The 16,699-nt window shown below is 68.9% G+C and carries 14 protein-coding genes; 8 read left to right on the top strand and 6 right to left on the bottom strand.

The window, feature by feature from the left end; genetic code table 11:
• Positions 1–73 precede the first annotated feature (73 nt).
• From SSP08S_RS51475 to cseC, 5 genes are all read left to right on the top strand, one after another.
• Positions 74–994, top strand: a complete 921-nt coding sequence (locus SSP08S_RS51475) for an HhH-GPD family protein (protein WP_019075475.1) — start codon at positions 74–76, stop codon at positions 992–994.
• A 299-nt stretch (positions 995–1,293) separates the two neighbouring features.
• Positions 1,294–1,833 (top strand): SigE family RNA polymerase sigma factor, encoded by a 540-nt coding sequence (locus SSP08S_RS51470; protein WP_019064956.1) that lies wholly within the window; start codon positions 1,294–1,296, stop codon positions 1,831–1,833.
• On the top strand, positions 1,821–2,510 hold the full coding sequence (locus tag SSP08S_RS51465) for a hypothetical protein (RefSeq protein ID WP_019075474.1): 690 nt from the start codon (positions 1,821–1,823) through the stop codon (positions 2,508–2,510). The genes SSP08S_RS51470 and SSP08S_RS51465 overlap by 13 nt, the downstream gene beginning before the upstream one ends.
• Positions 2,511–2,634: 124 nt before the next feature.
• Entirely contained in the window at positions 2,635–3,342 is a 708-nt protein-coding gene (gene cseB / locus SSP08S_RS51460; RefSeq protein WP_019075473.1) for a two-component system response regulator CseB, read from the top strand.
• A gap of 8 nt (positions 3,343–3,350) precedes the next feature.
• Positions 3,351–4,694: a two-component system sensor histidine kinase CseC gene (gene cseC, locus SSP08S_RS51455; RefSeq protein ID WP_026179548.1), complete on the top strand. Its 1,344-nt coding sequence runs from the start codon at positions 3,351–3,353 to the stop codon at positions 4,692–4,694.
• A 22-nt stretch (positions 4,695–4,716) separates the two neighbouring features.
• Here cseC and SSP08S_RS51450 read toward each other — a convergent pair whose 3' ends face one another.
• The 4 genes from SSP08S_RS51450 to SSP08S_RS51435 form a co-directional block, all read right to left on the bottom strand.
• Positions 4,717–5,574 (bottom strand): class I SAM-dependent methyltransferase, encoded by an 858-nt coding sequence (locus SSP08S_RS51450; protein WP_019075471.1) that lies wholly within the window; start codon positions 5,572–5,574, stop codon positions 4,717–4,719.
• On the bottom strand, positions 5,571–6,005 hold the full coding sequence (locus SSP08S_RS51445) for a VOC family protein (protein ID WP_019075470.1): 435 nt from the start codon (positions 6,003–6,005) through the stop codon (positions 5,571–5,573). Before SSP08S_RS51445 ends, SSP08S_RS51450 begins: the two co-directional genes overlap by 4 nt.
• Positions 6,002–6,487 (bottom strand): helix-turn-helix transcriptional regulator, encoded by a 486-nt coding sequence (locus tag SSP08S_RS51440; RefSeq protein ID WP_043260433.1) that lies wholly within the window; start codon positions 6,485–6,487, stop codon positions 6,002–6,004. The genes SSP08S_RS51445 and SSP08S_RS51440 overlap by 4 nt, the downstream gene beginning before the upstream one ends.
• Positions 6,488–6,962: 475 nt before the next feature.
• On the bottom strand, positions 6,963–8,555 hold the full coding sequence (locus SSP08S_RS51435; protein ID WP_019075468.1) for an MDR family MFS transporter: 1,593 nt from the start codon (positions 8,553–8,555) through the stop codon (positions 6,963–6,965).
• Between the two features lie 138 nt (positions 8,556–8,693).
• Between SSP08S_RS51435 and SSP08S_RS51430 the strand changes: the two genes are divergently transcribed.
• Positions 8,694–9,290 (top strand): TetR/AcrR family transcriptional regulator, encoded by a 597-nt coding sequence (locus SSP08S_RS51430; RefSeq protein WP_019075467.1) that lies wholly within the window; start codon positions 8,694–8,696, stop codon positions 9,288–9,290.
• On the opposite strand, the gene SSP08S_RS51425 is transcribed toward SSP08S_RS51430, so the two are convergent.
• Positions 9,287–9,868, bottom strand: coding sequence for a M23 family metallopeptidase (locus SSP08S_RS51425; protein ID WP_019075466.1), 582 nt, complete (start codon positions 9,866–9,868; stop codon positions 9,287–9,289). The genes SSP08S_RS51430 and SSP08S_RS51425 overlap by 4 nt on opposite strands.
• Positions 9,869–10,311: 443 nt before the next feature.
• On the opposite strand from SSP08S_RS51425, the gene SSP08S_RS51420 reads away from it, so the two are divergent.
• Both SSP08S_RS51420 and SSP08S_RS57750 read left to right on the top strand, forming a co-directional pair.
• Positions 10,312–10,917 (top strand): HAD family acid phosphatase, encoded by a 606-nt coding sequence (locus SSP08S_RS51420; protein ID WP_019075465.1) that lies wholly within the window; start codon positions 10,312–10,314, stop codon positions 10,915–10,917.
• Between the two features lie 47 nt (positions 10,918–10,964).
• Positions 10,965–13,850 carry an NACHT domain-containing protein gene (locus SSP08S_RS57750; protein WP_019075464.1) on the top strand — a complete coding sequence of 962 codons (2,886 nt, stop codon included), beginning with the start codon at positions 10,965–10,967 and terminating at the stop codon, positions 13,848–13,850.
• An 88-nt stretch (positions 13,851–13,938) separates the two neighbouring features.
• Here SSP08S_RS57750 and SSP08S_RS51410 read toward each other — a convergent pair whose 3' ends face one another.
• Positions 13,939–16,464, bottom strand: a complete 2,526-nt coding sequence (locus SSP08S_RS51410; RefSeq protein WP_019075463.1) for an ATP-dependent Clp protease ATP-binding subunit — start codon at positions 16,462–16,464, stop codon at positions 13,939–13,941.
• Between the last annotated feature and the right edge of the window lie 235 nt (positions 16,465–16,699).

Below are 16,699 nucleotides of genomic sequence, written 5' to 3'. Positions count from 1 at the left end.
GACGAAACCGCCCGCGAACCACCCACGCACCCGCACCGCCGAACCGCCCGCACATGGCAGGATCGAAAACGCCATGACTGCGCCCACGAACCCCCCGCACACCACGTCCACCAACGGCGAGCACCTCCACGCTCCCGTCATCGACTGGTTCGAAGACAACGCCCGCGACCTCCCCTGGCGCCACCCCGACGCCGGCCCCTGGGGCGTAATGGTCAGCGAGTTCATGCTCCAGCAGACCCCGGTCAGCCGCGTCCTCCCGGTATACGAACAGTGGCTCGCCCGCTGGCCCCGCCCCGCCGACCTCGCCCAGGACGCCCCCGGCGAAGCCGTCCGCGCCTGGGGCCGCCTCGGCTACCCCCGCCGCGCTCTCCGCCTCCACGGCGCGGCCACCGCCATAACGGAACGCCACGGCGGCGACGTCCCCACCGACCACGCCCAGCTCCTCGCCCTCCCCGGCATCGGCGAGTACACGGCCGCCGCCGTCGCCTCCTTCGCCTACGGCCAGCGCCACGCCGTACTCGACACCAACGTCCGCCGCGTGTTCGCCCGCGCCGTCACCGGAGTCCAGTACCCCCCGAACGCCACCACCGCCGCCGAACGCAAACTCGCCCGCGCCCTGCTCCCCCAGGACGAGCAGACCGCCGCCCGCTGGGCCGCCGCGTCCATGGAACTCGGCGCACTGGTCTGCACCGCAAAAAACGAAACGTGCCACCGCTGCCCCATCACAGCCCAGTGCGCCTGGAACCTGGCAGGCAAACCGGACCACGAGGGCCCGGCCCGCCGCGGCCAGACATACGCGGGCACGGACCGCCAGGTCCGCGGCAAACTCCTGGCCGTACTCCGCGAAGCGCACACCCCCGTCCCACAGGCAGCACTGGACCGCGTATGGCACGAACCAGTACAGCGAGCCAGAGCACTGGACGGCCTAGTGGCCGACGGCCTAGTAGAACCCCTCCCCAACGCCCTGTACCAACTCCCCGCGACCCGCACCTGACACACGGTCAATTCACAGCCACCAGCCTCACCCCGAGCCAAACCACAGCCAACACCCAGCTCCCGCAACACTCAGGCAACGCCTAAACCACCCCATACCCACCCCAATAACCCCGCCCCCTTACCCCGGACCTACTTCCGTTACACAACCGACGGACAGCCGAGCGTTCCCCGCAGGCTGGTCCGCACAGTGCCGTGACAACCCCTCCGTAGCTTCATTGCTGTGCCGCAGACCGGCGGGACGCAGCAAAGGACAACCGGCAGCAGGCAGGTCGGAAACGGGGATGGAGGCGGTTGATCATGGCGCAGGGCGAGGTGCTCGAATTCGAGGAGTACGTCCGCACCCGACAGGACGCGCTGCTGCGCAGCGCCCGCCGGCTGGTGCCCGACCCGGTCGACGCCCAGGACCTGCTGCAGACCGCGCTGGTACGGACGTACGGCCGCTGGGAGACCATCGAGGACAAGCGCCTCGCGGACGCCTATCTGCGCCGCGTCATGATCAACACCCGCACCGAGTGGTGGCGGGCCCGCAAGCTCGAAGAGGTCCCCACCGAGCAGCTCCCGGACGCGAGCGTCGACGACGCGACCGAACAGCACGCGGATCGGGCGCTTCTTATGGACATCATGAAAGTTCTCGCTCCGAAACAGCGCAGTGTCGTCGTCCTGCGACACTGGGAGCAGATGTCCACGGAGGAGACGGCCGCCGCCCTCGGCATGTCGGCCGGTACGGTCAAGAGCACGCTGCACCGGGCGCTCGCCCGGCTCCGGGAGGAGCTGGAGGCCCGCGACCTGGACGCACGCGCGCTGGAGCGTGAGGAGCGGGAGCGTTGCGCGGCCTGAGCGACGACACCCCTGGGCCCGGGCCGAGCAGCACCCCCGGGCCCGGCAGGGTGCGCGGGAGCTTCGAGGCGGCGGTCGCGGCGATGGCCGTGCTCGCCGCCCTCGCCCTTTTGGTGTCCGGCTGCGCGACCGGCGGCACCGGCGCCCGTGACGAAGGCCCGGCGCACTCCGACTCGGTCGCGGGTGTCGCGGAGGCCAAGTCCCCCTCGCCCTCCGCGACCGTCGACGACCATGTGGACGCGGTGAAACTCGTCAAGGACGATCCGAACGTCTCGGCGGCGGTCAAGCACGAGCTGAAGCCGTGCGTCGCCGACGAGTACGCGGTCGACGTGTCGTACGGCGAGCTGACCGGCGGCACCGTCAACGACGTCGTCGTCAACGTGATGACCTGCGGCGACGCGGTCGGCATCGGCTCGTACGTGTACCGCGCGACGGGTGGGACGTACGAGAATGTCTTCAAGGCCGAGGAACCCCCGGTCTACGCGGAGATCGACCGCGGCGATCTGGTCGTCACCAAGCAGGTGTACGAGAAGGGCGACCCGGTGTCGAGTCCGTCCGGCGAGAACGTGATCACTTACCGCTGGACGTCGGGCCGTTTCGTCCAGGAGTACAGCACGCACAACGAGTACAGCAACGCGGTCGGAGGCGACGCGTCGCCGGCCCCGAGCGGAAACTGAGCCGCCCGGACCGCACCCCGCGTGAACCGATCGGGTGGCGCGATCCGATCCTTCAGTGAACGCGGACGCCCCTTCGGGCGTCCCATGCTTGAGAACGACCCACACGAGGACTGAGAGCACCGGGATGGCAGACCAGACCCACGTCCTGTTCGTCGAGGACGACGACGTCATCCGTGAGGCCACCCAACTCGCCCTGGAGCGGGACGGCTTCGCGGTCACGGCGATGCCCGACGGGCTGTCGGGCCTGGAGGCGTTCCGGGCGAACCGCCCCGACATCGCGCTCCTGGACGTGATGGTCCCCGGCCTGGACGGCGTGAGCCTGTGCCGCCGTATCCGCGACGACTCGACGGTTCCGGTGATCATGCTGTCGGCGCGCGCCGACTCCATCGACGTGGTCCTCGGCCTGGAGGCCGGCGCGGACGACTACGTCACGAAGCCCTTCGACGGCGCCGTACTGGTGGCCCGCATCCGCGCGGTCCTGCGCCGCTTCGGCCACGCGAGCGGCACCGACCGTACGGCGGACACCGGGGCGGAGACGGTCGACGGCGGGGTGCTCACCTTCGGCGACCTGGAGATCGACACCGAGGGCATGGAGGTGCTCAAGGCCGGACAGCCGGTGGCGCTGACGCCGACCGAGATGCGCCTGCTCCTGGAGTTCTCCTCGGCCCCGGGCACGGTCCTGTCCCGCGACAAGCTGCTGGAGCGGGTGTGGGACTACGGCTGGGGCGGTGACACCCGGGTCGTGGACGTCCATGTGCAGCGGCTGCGCACGAAGATCGGCCAGGACCGGATCGAGACGGTCCGCGGCTTCGGCTACAAGTTGAAGGCCTGAGCAGGGGTATGCGGGGGAATTCACGGCGCAGGGTCCCGTCGTTCATGGACAGAGCGGGCATCCGTACCGGCCTGAGATGGAAGCTCAGCGCGGCCATCGCGCTGGTCGGCACGCTGGTCGCGATCGCGCTCAGCCTGGTCGTGCACAACGCGGCCCGGGTCTCGATGCTGGACAACGCGCGCGACCTCGCCGACGAGCGGGTCCAGATCGCCCAGCGCAACTACGAGCTGTCCGGGCGCCCCAACTTCCCCAGCATCAAGATCGACGACCCGAGCCTGCCGCCGGCGCTGCGCCAGAAGGTCGCGGAGGGCCGCAGGGCGACGTACGTCACCGACCGGCCGCACGGCATCCCGGACATCTGGGCGGCCGTACCGCTCAAGGACGGCCATGTGATGTCGCTGCACACCGGGTTCACCGACCGCAGCACGGACATCCTCAAGGATCTCGACCAGGCCCTGGTGATCGGTTCGATCGCGGCGGTGCTCGGCGGCAGCGCGCTGGGCGTCCTGATCGGCGGCCAGCTCTCGCGCCGGCTGCGCAAGGCGGCCGTCGCGGCGAACCAGGTCGCCAAGGGCGAGACGGACGTACGCGTACGGGACGCGATCGGCGGAGTCGTACGGGACGAGACCGACGACCTCGCGCGGGCGGTGGACGCGATGACGGACGCGCTGCAGCAACGCCTCGAGGCGGAACGCCGGGTCACCGCCGACATCGCGCACGAACTGCGCACCCCGGTGACGGGCCTGCTGACGGCGGCCGAACTGCTCCCACCCGGCCGCCCGACGGAACTCGTCCTGGACCGCGCGAAGGCGATGCGCACTCTCGTCGAGGACGTCCTGGAGGTCGCCCGTCTCGACGGGGCCTCCGAGCGGGCCGAGTTGCAGGACATCATGCTGGGCGACTTCGTGAGCCGCCGGGTGATCGCGAAGGACCCGGACGCGGTGGTGCACGTCGTCCACGAGTCGGCCGTCACCACCGACCCGCGCCGCCTGGAGCGCGTGCTGTTCAACCTGCTGGCCAACGCGGCGAGGCACGGCAAGCCGCCGATCGAGGTCTCGGTCGAGGGCCGGGTCATCCGGGTCCGCGACCACGGCCCCGGCTTCCCCGAGGAACTCCTCGCGGAGGGCCCGAGCCGTTTCCGCACCGGCAGCAAGGACCGCGCGGGCCACGGCCACGGCCTGGGCCTGACCATCGCGGCGGGCCAGGCCCGGGTCCTCGGCGCCCGGCTGACCTTCCGCAACGTCCGCCCCGCGGGCGCGCCGGACCACATCCCGGCGGAGGGCGCGGTAGCGGTGCTGTGGCTGCCGGAACACGCGCCGACGAGCACGGGCAGCTATCCGATGCTGCCGTAGCCCTAACGGTCGTGCCGTTTACTCACGTGCCCGCCACCATCACTTCCTCCCCCCGGGACGGCCCCACCCCGTCCGTCCTCCCCGCGAAGTACCGCTCGGCGAGATCCGCGGCCGACACATGCCGCACGTCCCGGAACCCGCAGTCCCGCCCCAGCGCCAGCACCTGCTCCGGAGTGAAGAAGCTCAAGAACGGTGTGCCTGCGGCGCGAGCACCCCGCACCGCCACCTCCAACTGCGCGCGCTGCTCGGGCTCCACGTCGTCGACGGGCCGTAGAAAGGTCGTCACCAGGGTGGAGCCGGGGGCGAGTCCGGCGACGAGTCGGAACAAGGTGGTGATCGCGTCCAGGGTGAGATACATGATGACGCCGGTCGCGGCCACGACGACGGGCCGCCCGGTGTCGAGCCCGGCGGCGGCCAGTTGCCCCCACCAGTCGCCCTCGAAGTCCACCGGCACGAACCGCAGCCAGTCGGGCTCGTCGTACCCGAGTTCGGCCAGCCGGCGCCGTTTCCAGGCCTGGGTGCCGGGCCGTTCGACCTCGAACACCCTCAGTTTCGCGCCCAGTTCGGGCCGCCGCTGGGCGAAGGTGTCCAGCCCGGCGCCGAGCACGACGTACTGGTCGACGCCCTTCGCGACCTGCTCCGCCACCACGTCCTCGACGAACCGGGCCCGCGCCACGATCGACGCGCGGATCCGGCGGGTGGCCTCGACGTCCATGTCGGGCCGCTCCCGCCAGTCGTCCCCGGGGTCCACGAGCCGCAGCCCGACCTCGTCCTCGACGACATGCGGCGGAGCGTCGGCCCGGACGTGCAGAGCCCGCCACAGGGCGACCCGCACGGCGGTGTGATCCGGCTCGACCTCCGCCACCGGCCCCCCGCTCATCCGAAGTCCTTGGAGAAGTCGAGCTCCTCGCGGCGCTCGGTCAGCGAGTACCAGTTGCCGCTGTCGTCCCGGAAGATCGCCTCGACGCCGTACGGCCGCTCCTTGGGCTCCTGGATGAACTCGACGCCGCGCGCCTTGAAGGTCGCGTAGTCACCACGGCAGTCGTCCGTACGGAACGCCCCGGCCCCCAACACCCCCTTGCCGACCAGCTTCTTCAACGCCTCGGCGGACTCGGGGTCGAGGCCGGGACCGTCGAGGCTCATCAGCGCGAGCTCGACGCCCGGCTGCTCCTTGGCACCGACGGTGACCCACTTCATGTCCCCCATCGAGATGTCGTCCCGGACCTCGAAGTCCAGTTTCTCGGTGAAGAAGGCCTTGGTGCGCTGCTGGTCGAAGGTCCACACGGTGGTGATGCCCAGTCCCTGGATCATGGCCCCGCTCTCCTGTCGGACGAGTTCGGAATCGAGGTGTCTCCCTGTTCCTCTTCCTCACCGTAGGCAGGGCGGGCAGCGGCACGCTTCTTCAAAGTTGCGGAGGGGAAACCGCCGGCCCAGAGCATCGCGTAGCACCCCGGGATGAGGGCGGCCCCGCGCCCCACGTGCTCGCTCCGGTACTCACTCGGAGTCAGCCCGGTCCGCGCCTTGAACCGGGCCGAGAACGTACCGAGGCTGCTGAAGCCGACGAGATGGCAGATCTCCGTGACCGACAGATCGGCGCTACGGAGCATCTCCTCGGCCCGCTCGATCCGCCGATGCGTCAGATACTGCCCCGGCGTCTCACCGTAGGCCTCCTTGAAGGCCCGGATGAAGTGATACCGCGAGTACCCGGCATGCGCGGCCACCACACCCAGGTCGAGCCCAGGCTCGGCCCAGTCCCGGTCCATGGCGTCCTTGCCCAGCCGCAACTGCCGCATCTTGTCCATGCGCCCGATGGTGACACGCCCCACTGACAACAGCGCCGGGCATCACTCAGCCCGCCCGGCCCTTGTGAACACGGGCCGGCATCATCCAGCCCGCCCCGCCCTTGTGAACACGGGCCGGCATCATCCAGCCCGCCCGCCCGGCGCCTTTTCAACACAGGTCGGCATCAGTCAGCCCATCCGGCGCCTTCCCGACCCAGACCGGCATCACTCAGCCCGTCCGGCGCCTTCCCGACCCAGACCGGCATCAGTCAGCCCATCCGGCGCCTTCCCGACCCAGACCGGCATCACTCAGCCCGTCCGGCGTTTGAGGACGAGGCCGTTCAGGCCGAAGCGGGGGTCTGGGGGCGGCAGCCCCCAGTGACGGGACGGGTAGGGGCGGCGGGGGCGAGAAAACAACGAGAAACCAAAACGAAGGCCCCCCGGGGCGGACACCAACCGGGGGACCTCCAGCTCACTGCCGACGAACTCAGACCGCCTCGACGATCGACACCGGCGCCGCAGTCTCCGCACCCTCACCCGGCTTGGACGCAGCCGGCCCCGCCCCCTTCAACGGAACCTCCTTCACGAACACCGCCGCCACCAGCGCCAGCACCGTCACCACAGCCCCCAGCAGAAACGCCGAGTGAATACCGGCCGACACCGCGTGCTGATAAGCCTCCCGCGCCACCGCCGGCAACTTCGCCAGGCTCTTCGCGTCCAGCTGAGCCGACTGCTCGGTCACCTTGGCCCCCAACGCCCCGGCCTTCTGGCTCATGACGTCCTGAACCCGGTTGTTGAACAGCGCACCCATGATGGCGACACCGAACGAGGACCCGAGCGTCCGCGACAGCGTGCTCGTGGAGGACGCGACCCCCATGTCCTTCATCTCGACGCTGTTCTGCGCGACCAGCATGGTGATCTGCATCAGGCAGCCCATACCGAGCCCGACGACGGCCATGTACACACCGGACATGAACCGGGTCGTGTCGACGTCCATCGTGGAGAGCAGGTACAGACCGACGCCCATCAGGATGCTGCCGGCGACCGGAAACACCTTGTAGCGCCCGGTGTTGGTGGTCACCCGCCCCGCGACCATCGAGGTCACGAGCATCGCGCCGAGCATCGGCAGGAGCAGCAGACCGGAGTTGGTCGCGGACGCGCCCTGCACGGACTGCTGGTAGAGCGGCAGGAACAGGGTCGCGCCGAACATCACGAAGCCGGTGATGAAGCCGATGACGGCCATCAGGGTGAAGTTGCGGCTGCGGAAGATGTGCAGCGGCACGACCGGCTCGGTGGCCTTGGTCTGCCAGAACACGAACCCGACGAGCGCGGCCACACCGAGCGCGATCAGCTCCATGATCCGCACGGAGCTCCAGGCGTACTGCGAACCGCCCCACGTGGTGACGAGCACGATGGAGGTGATGCCGACGGTGAGCAGTCCGGCGCCGAGGTAGTCGATGCGCGCCTGGGAGCGCTTCTTCGGCAGGTGCAGTACGGCACTGATCGCGGCCAGCGCGATGACGCCCAGCGGGAGGTTGATGTAGAAGGACCAGCGCCAGCCCCAGTTGTCGGTGATGGTGCCGCCGACCAGCGGTCCGCCGATCATCGCGAGCGCCATGACGCCGGCCATCATGCCCTGGTACTTGCCCCGCTCACGCGGCGGGATGAGGTCGCCGATGATCGCCATGACGCCGACCATGAGACCGCCGGCGCCGAGACCCTGGATGGCGCGGAAGCCGATGAGCTGGCCCATGTTCTGCGCCATGCCGCTGAGCGCGGAGCCGACCAGGAAGATCACGATCGAGGTCATGAAGGCGCCCTTGCGCCCGTACATGTCACCGAGCTTGCCCCACAGGGGAGTCGAGCTGGCGGTGGCGAGCGTGTAGGCCGTGACGACCCACGACAGATGCTCGAGCCCACCCAGCTCACCGACGATCGTCGGCATGGCCGTACCCACGATCATGTTGTCGAGCATCGCGAGCATCATGGTGATCATCAGGGCGAGCAGGACGACCCGCACGCTCCTGGGCTGTTTCTCGGTCTCCCCCGACCCCTTGTCGACCGTCTGTGTGTCCGCCATCGTTCCCACTCCCCTAGCTACCGCTGGATACCGCTACCGTCCGGCCACTTACTTGCCGCCCGGCTAGTTGACTACACTCAGGGAAAGTAGACCCGTAACTAGCCGGGCGTCAAGTAAGTTTGCTGGAGCATGAGACGAATGGGCGGCACCATGGACGGCACCAAGCGGCAACGTCGCGGAGACACCCGCCAGCGCATCCAGGACGTGGCGCTCGAACTCTTCGCCGAGCAGGGCTACGAGAAGACCTCGCTGCGCGAGATCGCCGAGCACCTGGACGTCACGAAGGCGGCGCTCTACTACCACTTCAAGACCAAGGAAGAGATCCTGGTCAGCATCTTCGAGGACCTGACCAAGCCCATCGAGGACCTGATCGAGTGGGGCCGCGACCAGCCGCACACCCTGGAGACCAAGCAGGAGATCGTACGGCGCTACGCCGTCGCGCTCGACGGCGCGACCCCGCTCTTCCGCTTCATGCAGGAGAACCAGGCGACGGTACGGGACCTGCGCATCGGCGAGCGCTTCAAGGAGCGCATGCGCGGCCTGCGGGAGATCATGATCGACCCCGAGACGAGCCTGGTCGACCAGGTCCGCTCGCTCAGCGCGATCTTCACGCTGCACGCCGGCATGTTCGCCGTACAGGACCTCGAAGGCGACCCCGAGGACAAGCGCAAGGCCGTCCTGGAGGTCGCCACCGACATGATCACGCAGGCCCACGCGGGCACGAAGCAGGCTTAGACCTTCACGCCCTTGCCGCGCAGGAACGCGACCGGGTCTATGGCCGAGCCGTAGTTGGCGGTCGTACGGATCTCGAAGTGCAGGTGGGGGCCGGTGGAGTTGCCGGTGTTGCCGGACAGCGCGATGTGCTGGCCGGTGCTGACGACCTGGCCGACCTTCACGTCGATGCGCGAGAGGTGGGCGTACTGCGAGTAGGTGCCGTTGCCGTGCTTGATGACGATGGCGTTGCCGTACGCGGCCCCGTCACCGGCACCGTTGCCGCCGGCCTTGACGACGGTCCCGCCGTGCGCGGCGACGACCTCGGTACCGCTGGCCACGGCGAAGTCCTGCCCGCTGTGGGTGGACTGCCACAGGCCGCCGGCCTGCGCGAAGCTCGCGGAGAGCGTGTACTTCTTCACCGGGTCGACCCAGGAGGCGGCGGTCTTCGCACTGACCGTCTTCGGCGCCACGCTCGCGGTGGCAGCACTCGCGACCCCGGTGCCCAGCACGGCGGCGGCCCCCAGCCCGACGGCCAGGAAGGCCACCCGGTTGCGGAGCGGAGTCGTACGGGAAGAGCGGGAAGCGGAGCGCTGGAACATCGAAACCTCACGGGGACGGGGACAGAAAGACCACCCGGCACACAAGCGGCCGCCGGATGGCACGTCCATTGGTAACCCCGCCCCCCACAAACCCCCAAACAGCTCTTCTACGATGGAAGCTAGTACTTCACCACAAAACTTCCGACTCCTTGACAGAGCACCCGTTCGCCATAAATCGCCCCTCTGACGGCAAATCCCCCCACCTGGTTCCACACAAAAAGTCCCTTTTGCCCCGAACGAGGCTTACGACTATCCGCCCTAGTAGGGCCCGAATCGCCTGTGCGGCTTGTCACCGGGCGGGGCGATCGCCGGCCGCAGGAATGTGGCGCAGACCTCTATGCACCTACCGTCCAGTAACCTTACGGTTCCCCTCACGCCACCCGCGCCCGCGAGCATGCCTTCCGCACCGGCACCGCACAGACGTGAGAGGAACCCCCACCCCCATGACGAGACGACGCCCCTGGGCCCGCCGTACCGCCACCGTCGCCGTGACCGCGATCGCCCTCGGGGCGCTGGCCGTCCCCGCGGAAGCCGCCACCACGAGCACCACCGCGGCGGTCGACTACAGCACCTGGCAGACGGACTGCCAGACGGTCATGAACCAGGCTCTGCCCTACCTGAAGCAGCGCATCGCGGCGACCAAGCCGGGTGAGAAGCAGGCGATCGTCTTCGACATCGACAACACGACCCTGGAGACGGACTTCGGGTTCAGCTGGCCGCAGCCGGCCAACAAGCCGGTGCTCGCGGTCGCCAAGTACGCCCAGGAGCACGGGGTTTCGCTGTTCTTCGTCACGGCCCGGCCCGGCATCATCTACCTGCCGACCGAGTACAACCTCGAACACGACGGCTACGACGTCGACGGCCTCTACGTCCGCGGCCTCTTCGACCTCTTCAAGGACGTCGCCGCCTACAAGACCGCCCAGCGCGCCGACATCGAGTCCAAGGGCTACACGATCATCGCGAACATCGGCAACAGCGCCACCGACCTGTCCGGCGGCCACGCCGAGAAGACCTTCAAACTGCCGGACTACGACGGCCAGTTGTCGTAACCGGTTAGGCTCCGTCCGTTCGCGCGACGACGGGGGTGGGGCGGCCGATGGAGCCTGCGGTACTCGGTGGCAAGCTGGCATCCGGCCTGATCACACCGCTGCTGAAAAAGCTGTTCGTACCCGAAGGACCGGGCGCGGGCCTGGTCGACAGGCCGGTCCGGCTGTCGAACCTCGTCTCCTTCAAGGGCGAAAAGCGCATCCTGACGGAGAAGGACGTCCACAAGCTCGCCGACCGCCTGGTCGCGCGGGCGGTGGACTCCCCCGGCGAAGCGCCCTTCCCCTTCGACGAACAACCCGCCGTGGCCGACGCGTTGGCCCGCCGGCTGCTCGCCCTCGGCGACCTGGACATGGACGACGTACAGGCCGTACGCCTCGGACACCGCGAACTGGCACGGCAGTTGGAGCACGAGGCCCCACCCCCCGCCGGACTGTCCACCGACGCGCGCTACTTCCTCGACAACGCCACCGAGTGGGCCTGCCTCCAGATCCTGGAGTTCTTCACCCGCCGGTCCACCTTCGTCGCCCGCACGCTGGTGGAACAGACCCGTACCCAGGCCGAACTGATAGCCCGGGTGGACGAGTTGATCGCCCGCACCCCGCGCCCCGGCTCCCGGGACCGCGCCTTCGAACGCCGCTACCTCTCCTACGTCGCCGAACACCACAACCACATCACCATCTACGGCATCGATCTGCGGGACTCCCCGGACCGCTGGCCCCTCGAAGTGGCGTACCTCAGCCTGGAGGCGACGGAGGAGCGCTCCCTGTCCGAGGAGCAGCCCGGCGCCCGCTACGACCGCCAACTCCCCGCCGGGGAAGCCCTGTCGGCCCACGACCGGGTGCTGCTGCGCGGTGACGCGGGCTCCGGCAAGACGACCCTGGTGCAGTGGCTCGCGGTGACGGCGGCCGGCGACGGCGACCGCGTCCCGTACGTCCTCCCGCTGCGCACCCTGCTCCGCACCGGCCAACTCCCCTCCCCCGCGGCCTTCCTGGCGGCGACCGACTGCCCGCACTCCCCGCCCGAGGGCTGGACCGAACGCGTCCTGACCGCCGGCCGGGGTCTGGTCCTCGTCGACGGCCTGGACGAGATCCCCTCCGCCGACCGCCACCGCACCCGCGACTGGCTCCTCGCCCTGATCCGCGCCTTCCCCGGCAACCGCTGGCTCCTCACCTCCCGCCCCACCGCGGTACGCCCCGACTGGCTGTCCTCCGAGGGCTTCCACGAACTGACCCTGGCCCCGATGCGCCGCCCCGAGGTGCGGACCTTCGTCGAGCGCTGGCACGCGGCGGCACAGGCCCCCGAGTACGAAGCCCCCCTCCTGGACTCCCTCCGCACCAAACGCGACCTGGCCCGCCTCGCCACCAACCCCCTCATGTGCGGCCTGATCTGCGCCCTGCACCGGGAACGGAAGGGCTATCTCCCCACCGGCCGCAAGGAGTTGTACGACGCCGCCCTCACGATGCTGCTGGCCCGCCGCGACCGCGAGCGGGGCATGGGCGCGCTGGAAGGGGCGGAACTGGGCGAGGAGGCCCAGCTGGAGATCCTCCAACGCCTCGCGTACGCGCTGGTGTTGAGCGGCCGCACGGAGATGGATGTGGAGACGGCCGAGGGGATCGTGGAGCGTTGTCTGCCCACGGTCGCCTCGGCGGCGGGCCAGGGCGACGCCGGGACGGTCCTGCGGACACTGCTCCTGAGAAGCGGCCTGCTGCGCCAACCCGCCGTGGACGTCCTGGACTTCGTGCACCGCACCTTCCAGGACTACCTGGGCGCGCGGTACGCGGTGGAGGAGGGCCACCTCGACGTCCTGCTCTCCCGCGCGGACGACACCCAGTGGGAAGACGTGATCCGCATGGCAGTCGCCCACGCCAGGCCGCGCGAACGGGTCGTACTGCTACGGGAGTTGCTGGCCCGCGACGAGCCCCGGGTGACGCTGCTGGCGCTGGCCTGCCTGGAGCACGCGACGGCGCTGGACCCGGCGGTGCGGGCCGAGGTCGAGGCCCGCGCGGCCACGCTGATTCCTCCTCGTACGACGGAGGAGGCGCACGCACTGGCGCTGGCCGGGCCGCTGGTGCTGGAGTTGCTGCCGGGTCCGGCCGGGCTGTCGGGCGATGAGGCACTCGCGGTCACCGTCACCGCCTCGCTGCTCGGCACGGAGGAGCCGGAGGCGGCCCTCGCGGTGCTGCGGCGGTTCCGGGAACACCCCGATCTCGCTGTGCGGCGCCAACTCGTGGGCACCTGGGACCGGTTCGACACCAGGGAGTACGCGGTCGAGGTGCTCGACCATCTGGACCGCTCTGACCTCTACATCAGGTGCGACAGCGACGAGAAGTACGAGGCGCTCAGGCTGATGCGCCCTTGGCGGAGTGTCACCTGCGTCGGCTCCCGGTCCGTGCCGGAGATCCTGGCGACCGTGGCCGAGCCGGCCGTGGTCGAGACCCTGAGCGTGATCGACAATCCCCGCCTGGCCGACCTGGGAGAGCTGTCGCCCTTCTCTTCCCTGAACCGTCTGTGGCTGCACCGCTGCCTGGAAATCGAGGATTTCGCACCGCTGGCGCAACTCCCGCTCACCGAAATGTGGTTGTCCGGGATCGGCCACATCAAGGGGCTGCGGGAACTCCGCTCGCTGACCTGGCTGTCCATCAATCAGGTGCTTCCAGGAGACAGTCTCGCCGACTCCCTGCCCGTCGACGCGCCTTTGGAATACCTGCATCTGAGAGCAGACACGGTGTCGGGCACCGGGCTGCGCGGGCTCGGTCAATGGCCCACCCTCACGACGCTCAGAATCGGCGCGTCCGGGCGCTCGCTGACCACCGCCGACTGGCAGGAAGTGGCCTCACTCCCGGCCCTGACGGAGCTCCAGCTCGAAGACGAACTCTCCAGCGCCTCGCTGAGCGCCATGCCGGAACTCCCCGAAGTCCGTATCCAGCAGATGTAGAGCGGGCGGAACAGCACCGCCCGGCGCAAGCGAAAGGGGCCGGTGCCAAAAGGCACCGGCCCCTTTCCAGCCGTAAAGCCCTAAAGCCTTACGCCTCCTTGCTCAGATTCGGACCGGCTCCGCCGGCCGCCTGCTCGATCGGCGGGACGTCGGGCAGTGCCGACTTCTCCTCGCCCCGGAAGGTGAAGGTCTTGGCCTCGCCCTCGCCCTCCGTGTCGACGACCACGATGTGACCGGGGCGCAGCTCGCCGAAGAGGATCTTCTCCGAGAGCGTGTCCTCGATCTCGCGCTGGATCGTGCGCCGCAGCGGACGCGCGCCCAGCACCGGGTCGTAACCCTTCTTGGAGAGGAGCTCCTTGGCGGCCTGGGAGAGCTCGATGCCCATGTCCCGGTCCTTGAGGCGCTCGTCCACCTTGCCGATCATCAGGTCGACGATCTGGAGGATGTCCTCCTGGGTGAGCTGCGGGAAGACGACGACGTCGTCCACGCGGTTGAGGAACTCGGGGCGGAAGTGCTGCTTGAGCTCGTCCGAGACCTTGTTCTTCATGCGCTCGTAGTTGGACTTCGTGTCACCCGTGGCCGCGAAGCCGAGGTTGAAGCCCTTGGAGATGTCCCGCGTGCCGAGGTTGGTCGTCATGATGATGACCGTGTTCTTGAAGTCCACGACCCGGCCCTGGGAGTCGGTCAGGCGACCGTCTTCCAGGATCTGCAGCAGCGAGTTGAAGATGTCCGGGTGGGCCTTCTCGACCTCGTCGAAGAGGACGACCGAGAACGGCTTGCGGCGGACCTTCTCCGTCAGCTGGCCGCCCTCTTCGTAGCCCACGTATCCGGGGGGCGAACCGAAGAGCCGCGAGACCGTGTGCTTCTCGCTGAACTCCGACATGTCGAGGGAGATCAGCGCGTCCTCGTCACCGAAGAGGAACTCGGCGAGCGCCTTGGAGAGTTCCGTCTTACCGACACCCGAGGGGCCGGCGAAGATGAAGGAACCACCGGGGCGCTTCGGGTCCTTGAGGCCCGCACGCGTACGACGGATCGCCTTCGAGAGCGCCTTGACGGCGTCCTTCTGGCCGATGACCCGCTTGTGGAGCTCGTCCTCCATGCGCAGCAGACGCGAGGACTCCTCCTCCGTGAGCTTGAAGACCGGGATGCCGGTGGCGGTCGCGAGGACCTCGGCGATCAGCTCGCCGTCGACCTCGGCGACGACGTCCATGTCGCCGGCCTTCCACTCCTTCTCCCGCTTGGCCTTGGCGGCCAGGAGCTGCTTCTCCTTGTCGCGGAGGGAGGCGGCCTTCTCGAAGTCCTGCGAGTCGATCGCGGACTCCTTGTCGCGGCGGACGCCGGCGATCTTCTCGTCGAACTCGCGCAGGTCCGGCGGCGCGGTCATCCGGCGGATGCGCATCCGGGAGCCGGCCTCGTCGATCAGGTCGATCGCCTTGTCCGGGAGGAAGCGGTCCGAGATGTACCGGTCGGCCAGCGTGGCGGCCTGCACGAGCGCCTCGTCCGTGATGGAGACACGGTGGTGCGCCTCGTAGCGGTCGCGCAGACCCTTGAGGATCTCGATGGTGTGCGGCAGGGACGGTTCCGCGACCTGGATGGGCTGGAAGCGGCGCTCGAGAGCGGCGTCCTTCTCCAGGTGCTTGCGGTACTCGTCCAGCGTGGTGGCGCCGATGGTCTGCAGCTCACCGCGGGCCAGCATCGGCTTCAGGATCGAAGCGGCGTCGATGGCGCCCTCGGCGGCACCCGCACCGACCAGCGTGTGCAGCTCGTCGATGAACAGGATGATGTCGCCGCGGGTGCGGATCTCCTTGAGGACCTTCTTCAGGCGCTCCTCGAAGTCACCGCGGTAGCGGGAGCCGGCGACCAGCGCGCCGAGGTCCAGGGTGTAGAGGTGCTTGTCCTTGAGGGTCTCGGGCACCTCGCCCTTGACGATGGCCTGGGCGAGGCCCTCGACGACGGCGGTCTTGCCGACGCCGGGCTCACCGATCAGGACCGGGTTGTTCTTGGTGCGGCGGGACAGCACCTGCATGACCCGCTCGATCTCCTTCTCGCGCCCGATGACCGGGTCGAGCTTGGACTCACGAGCGGCCTGGGTGAGGTTCCGGCCGAACTGGTCGAGGACCAGGGACGTCGAGGGGGTGCCCTCCGCAGGGCCGCCGGCGGTGGCGGTCTCCTTGCCCTGGTAACCGGAGAGCAGCTGGATCACCTGCTGCCGCACACGGTTGAGATCAGCGCCCAGCTTGACCAGGACCTGGGCGGCGACGCCCTCGCCCTCACGGATCAGGCCGAGCAGGATGTGCTCCGTGCCGATGTAGTTGTGGCCCAGCTGAAGAGCCTCGCGGAGCGACAGCTCCAGGACCTTCTTGGCACGGGGAGTGAAGGGGATGTGACCGGACGGCGCCTGCTGGCCCTGTCCGATGATCTCCTCAACCTGCTGGCGGACCGCCTCAAGCGAAATGCCGAGGCTCTCCAGGGCCTTTGCGGCGACACCCTCACCCTCGTGGATGAGACCCAGGAGGATGTGCTCGGTGCCGATGTAGTTGTGGTTGAGCATCCGGGCTTCTTCCTGAGCCAGGACGACAACCCGCCGCGCGCGGTCGGTGAACCTCTCGAACATCGTTAATCGCTCCTCAGAGCGGTCAGGCAGTAAGGGGACGCTCCCCTCCCTGTCCTTCCGCAGCTTAGTCCCGCAAGCGGGGACCGCTCATTCCAACTGCCGACACCGGACCGAGAACCAACACTGCCTCCTGAACCCGAACGCCGACATCTGCTCCAACCTGATGGTGCGAGACGATGTTCCCGCAGGCCAGGCAGTTACCCTCACCATGAGTACGCCGATGGCGAACGTGAGA

This window comes from Streptomyces hokutonensis, assembly GCF_000376565.1.
Lineage (GTDB): Bacteria > Actinomycetota > Actinomycetes > Streptomycetales > Streptomycetaceae > Streptomyces > Streptomyces hokutonensis.
Note: the sequence above shows the minus strand (reverse complement) of the source record. Positions and strands in the feature narration are given on the sequence as shown.

Excerpts from the sequence above, each read along its gene's own strand:
- SSP08S_RS51470 (WP_019064956.1), top strand. The coding sequence starts at position 1,294 with ATGGCGCAGGGCGAGGTGCTCGAATTCGAGGAGTACGTCCGCACCCGA.
- cseB (WP_019075473.1), top strand. The coding sequence starts at position 2,635 with ATGGCAGACCAGACCCACGTCCTGTTCGTCGAGGACGACGACGTCATC.
- SSP08S_RS51420 (WP_019075465.1), top strand. The coding sequence starts at position 10,312 with ATGACGAGACGACGCCCCTGGGCCCGCCGTACCGCCACCGTCGCCGTG.
- SSP08S_RS51475 (WP_019075475.1), top strand. The coding sequence starts at position 74 with ATGACTGCGCCCACGAACCCCCCGCACACCACGTCCACCAACGGCGAG.
- SSP08S_RS51435 (WP_019075468.1), bottom strand. The coding sequence starts at position 8,555 with ATGGCGGACACACAGACGGTCGACAAGGGGTCGGGGGAGACCGAGAAA.
- SSP08S_RS57750 (WP_019075464.1), top strand. The coding sequence starts at position 10,965 with ATGGAGCCTGCGGTACTCGGTGGCAAGCTGGCATCCGGCCTGATCACA.
- SSP08S_RS51410 (WP_019075463.1), bottom strand. The coding sequence starts at position 16,464 with ATGTTCGAGAGGTTCACCGACCGCGCGCGGCGGGTTGTCGTCCTGGCT.
- SSP08S_RS51440 (WP_043260433.1), bottom strand. The coding sequence starts at position 6,487 with ATGCGGCAGTTGCGGCTGGGCAAGGACGCCATGGACCGGGACTGGGCC.
- cseC (WP_026179548.1), top strand. The coding sequence starts at position 3,351 with ATGCGGGGGAATTCACGGCGCAGGGTCCCGTCGTTCATGGACAGAGCG.
- SSP08S_RS51430 (WP_019075467.1), top strand. The coding sequence starts at position 8,694 with ATGGGCGGCACCATGGACGGCACCAAGCGGCAACGTCGCGGAGACACC.
- SSP08S_RS51450 (WP_019075471.1), bottom strand. The coding sequence starts at position 5,574 with ATGAGCGGGGGGCCGGTGGCGGAGGTCGAGCCGGATCACACCGCCGTG.
- SSP08S_RS51425 (WP_019075466.1), bottom strand. The coding sequence starts at position 9,868 with ATGTTCCAGCGCTCCGCTTCCCGCTCTTCCCGTACGACTCCGCTCCGC.
- SSP08S_RS51445 (WP_019075470.1), bottom strand. The coding sequence starts at position 6,005 with ATGATCCAGGGACTGGGCATCACCACCGTGTGGACCTTCGACCAGCAG.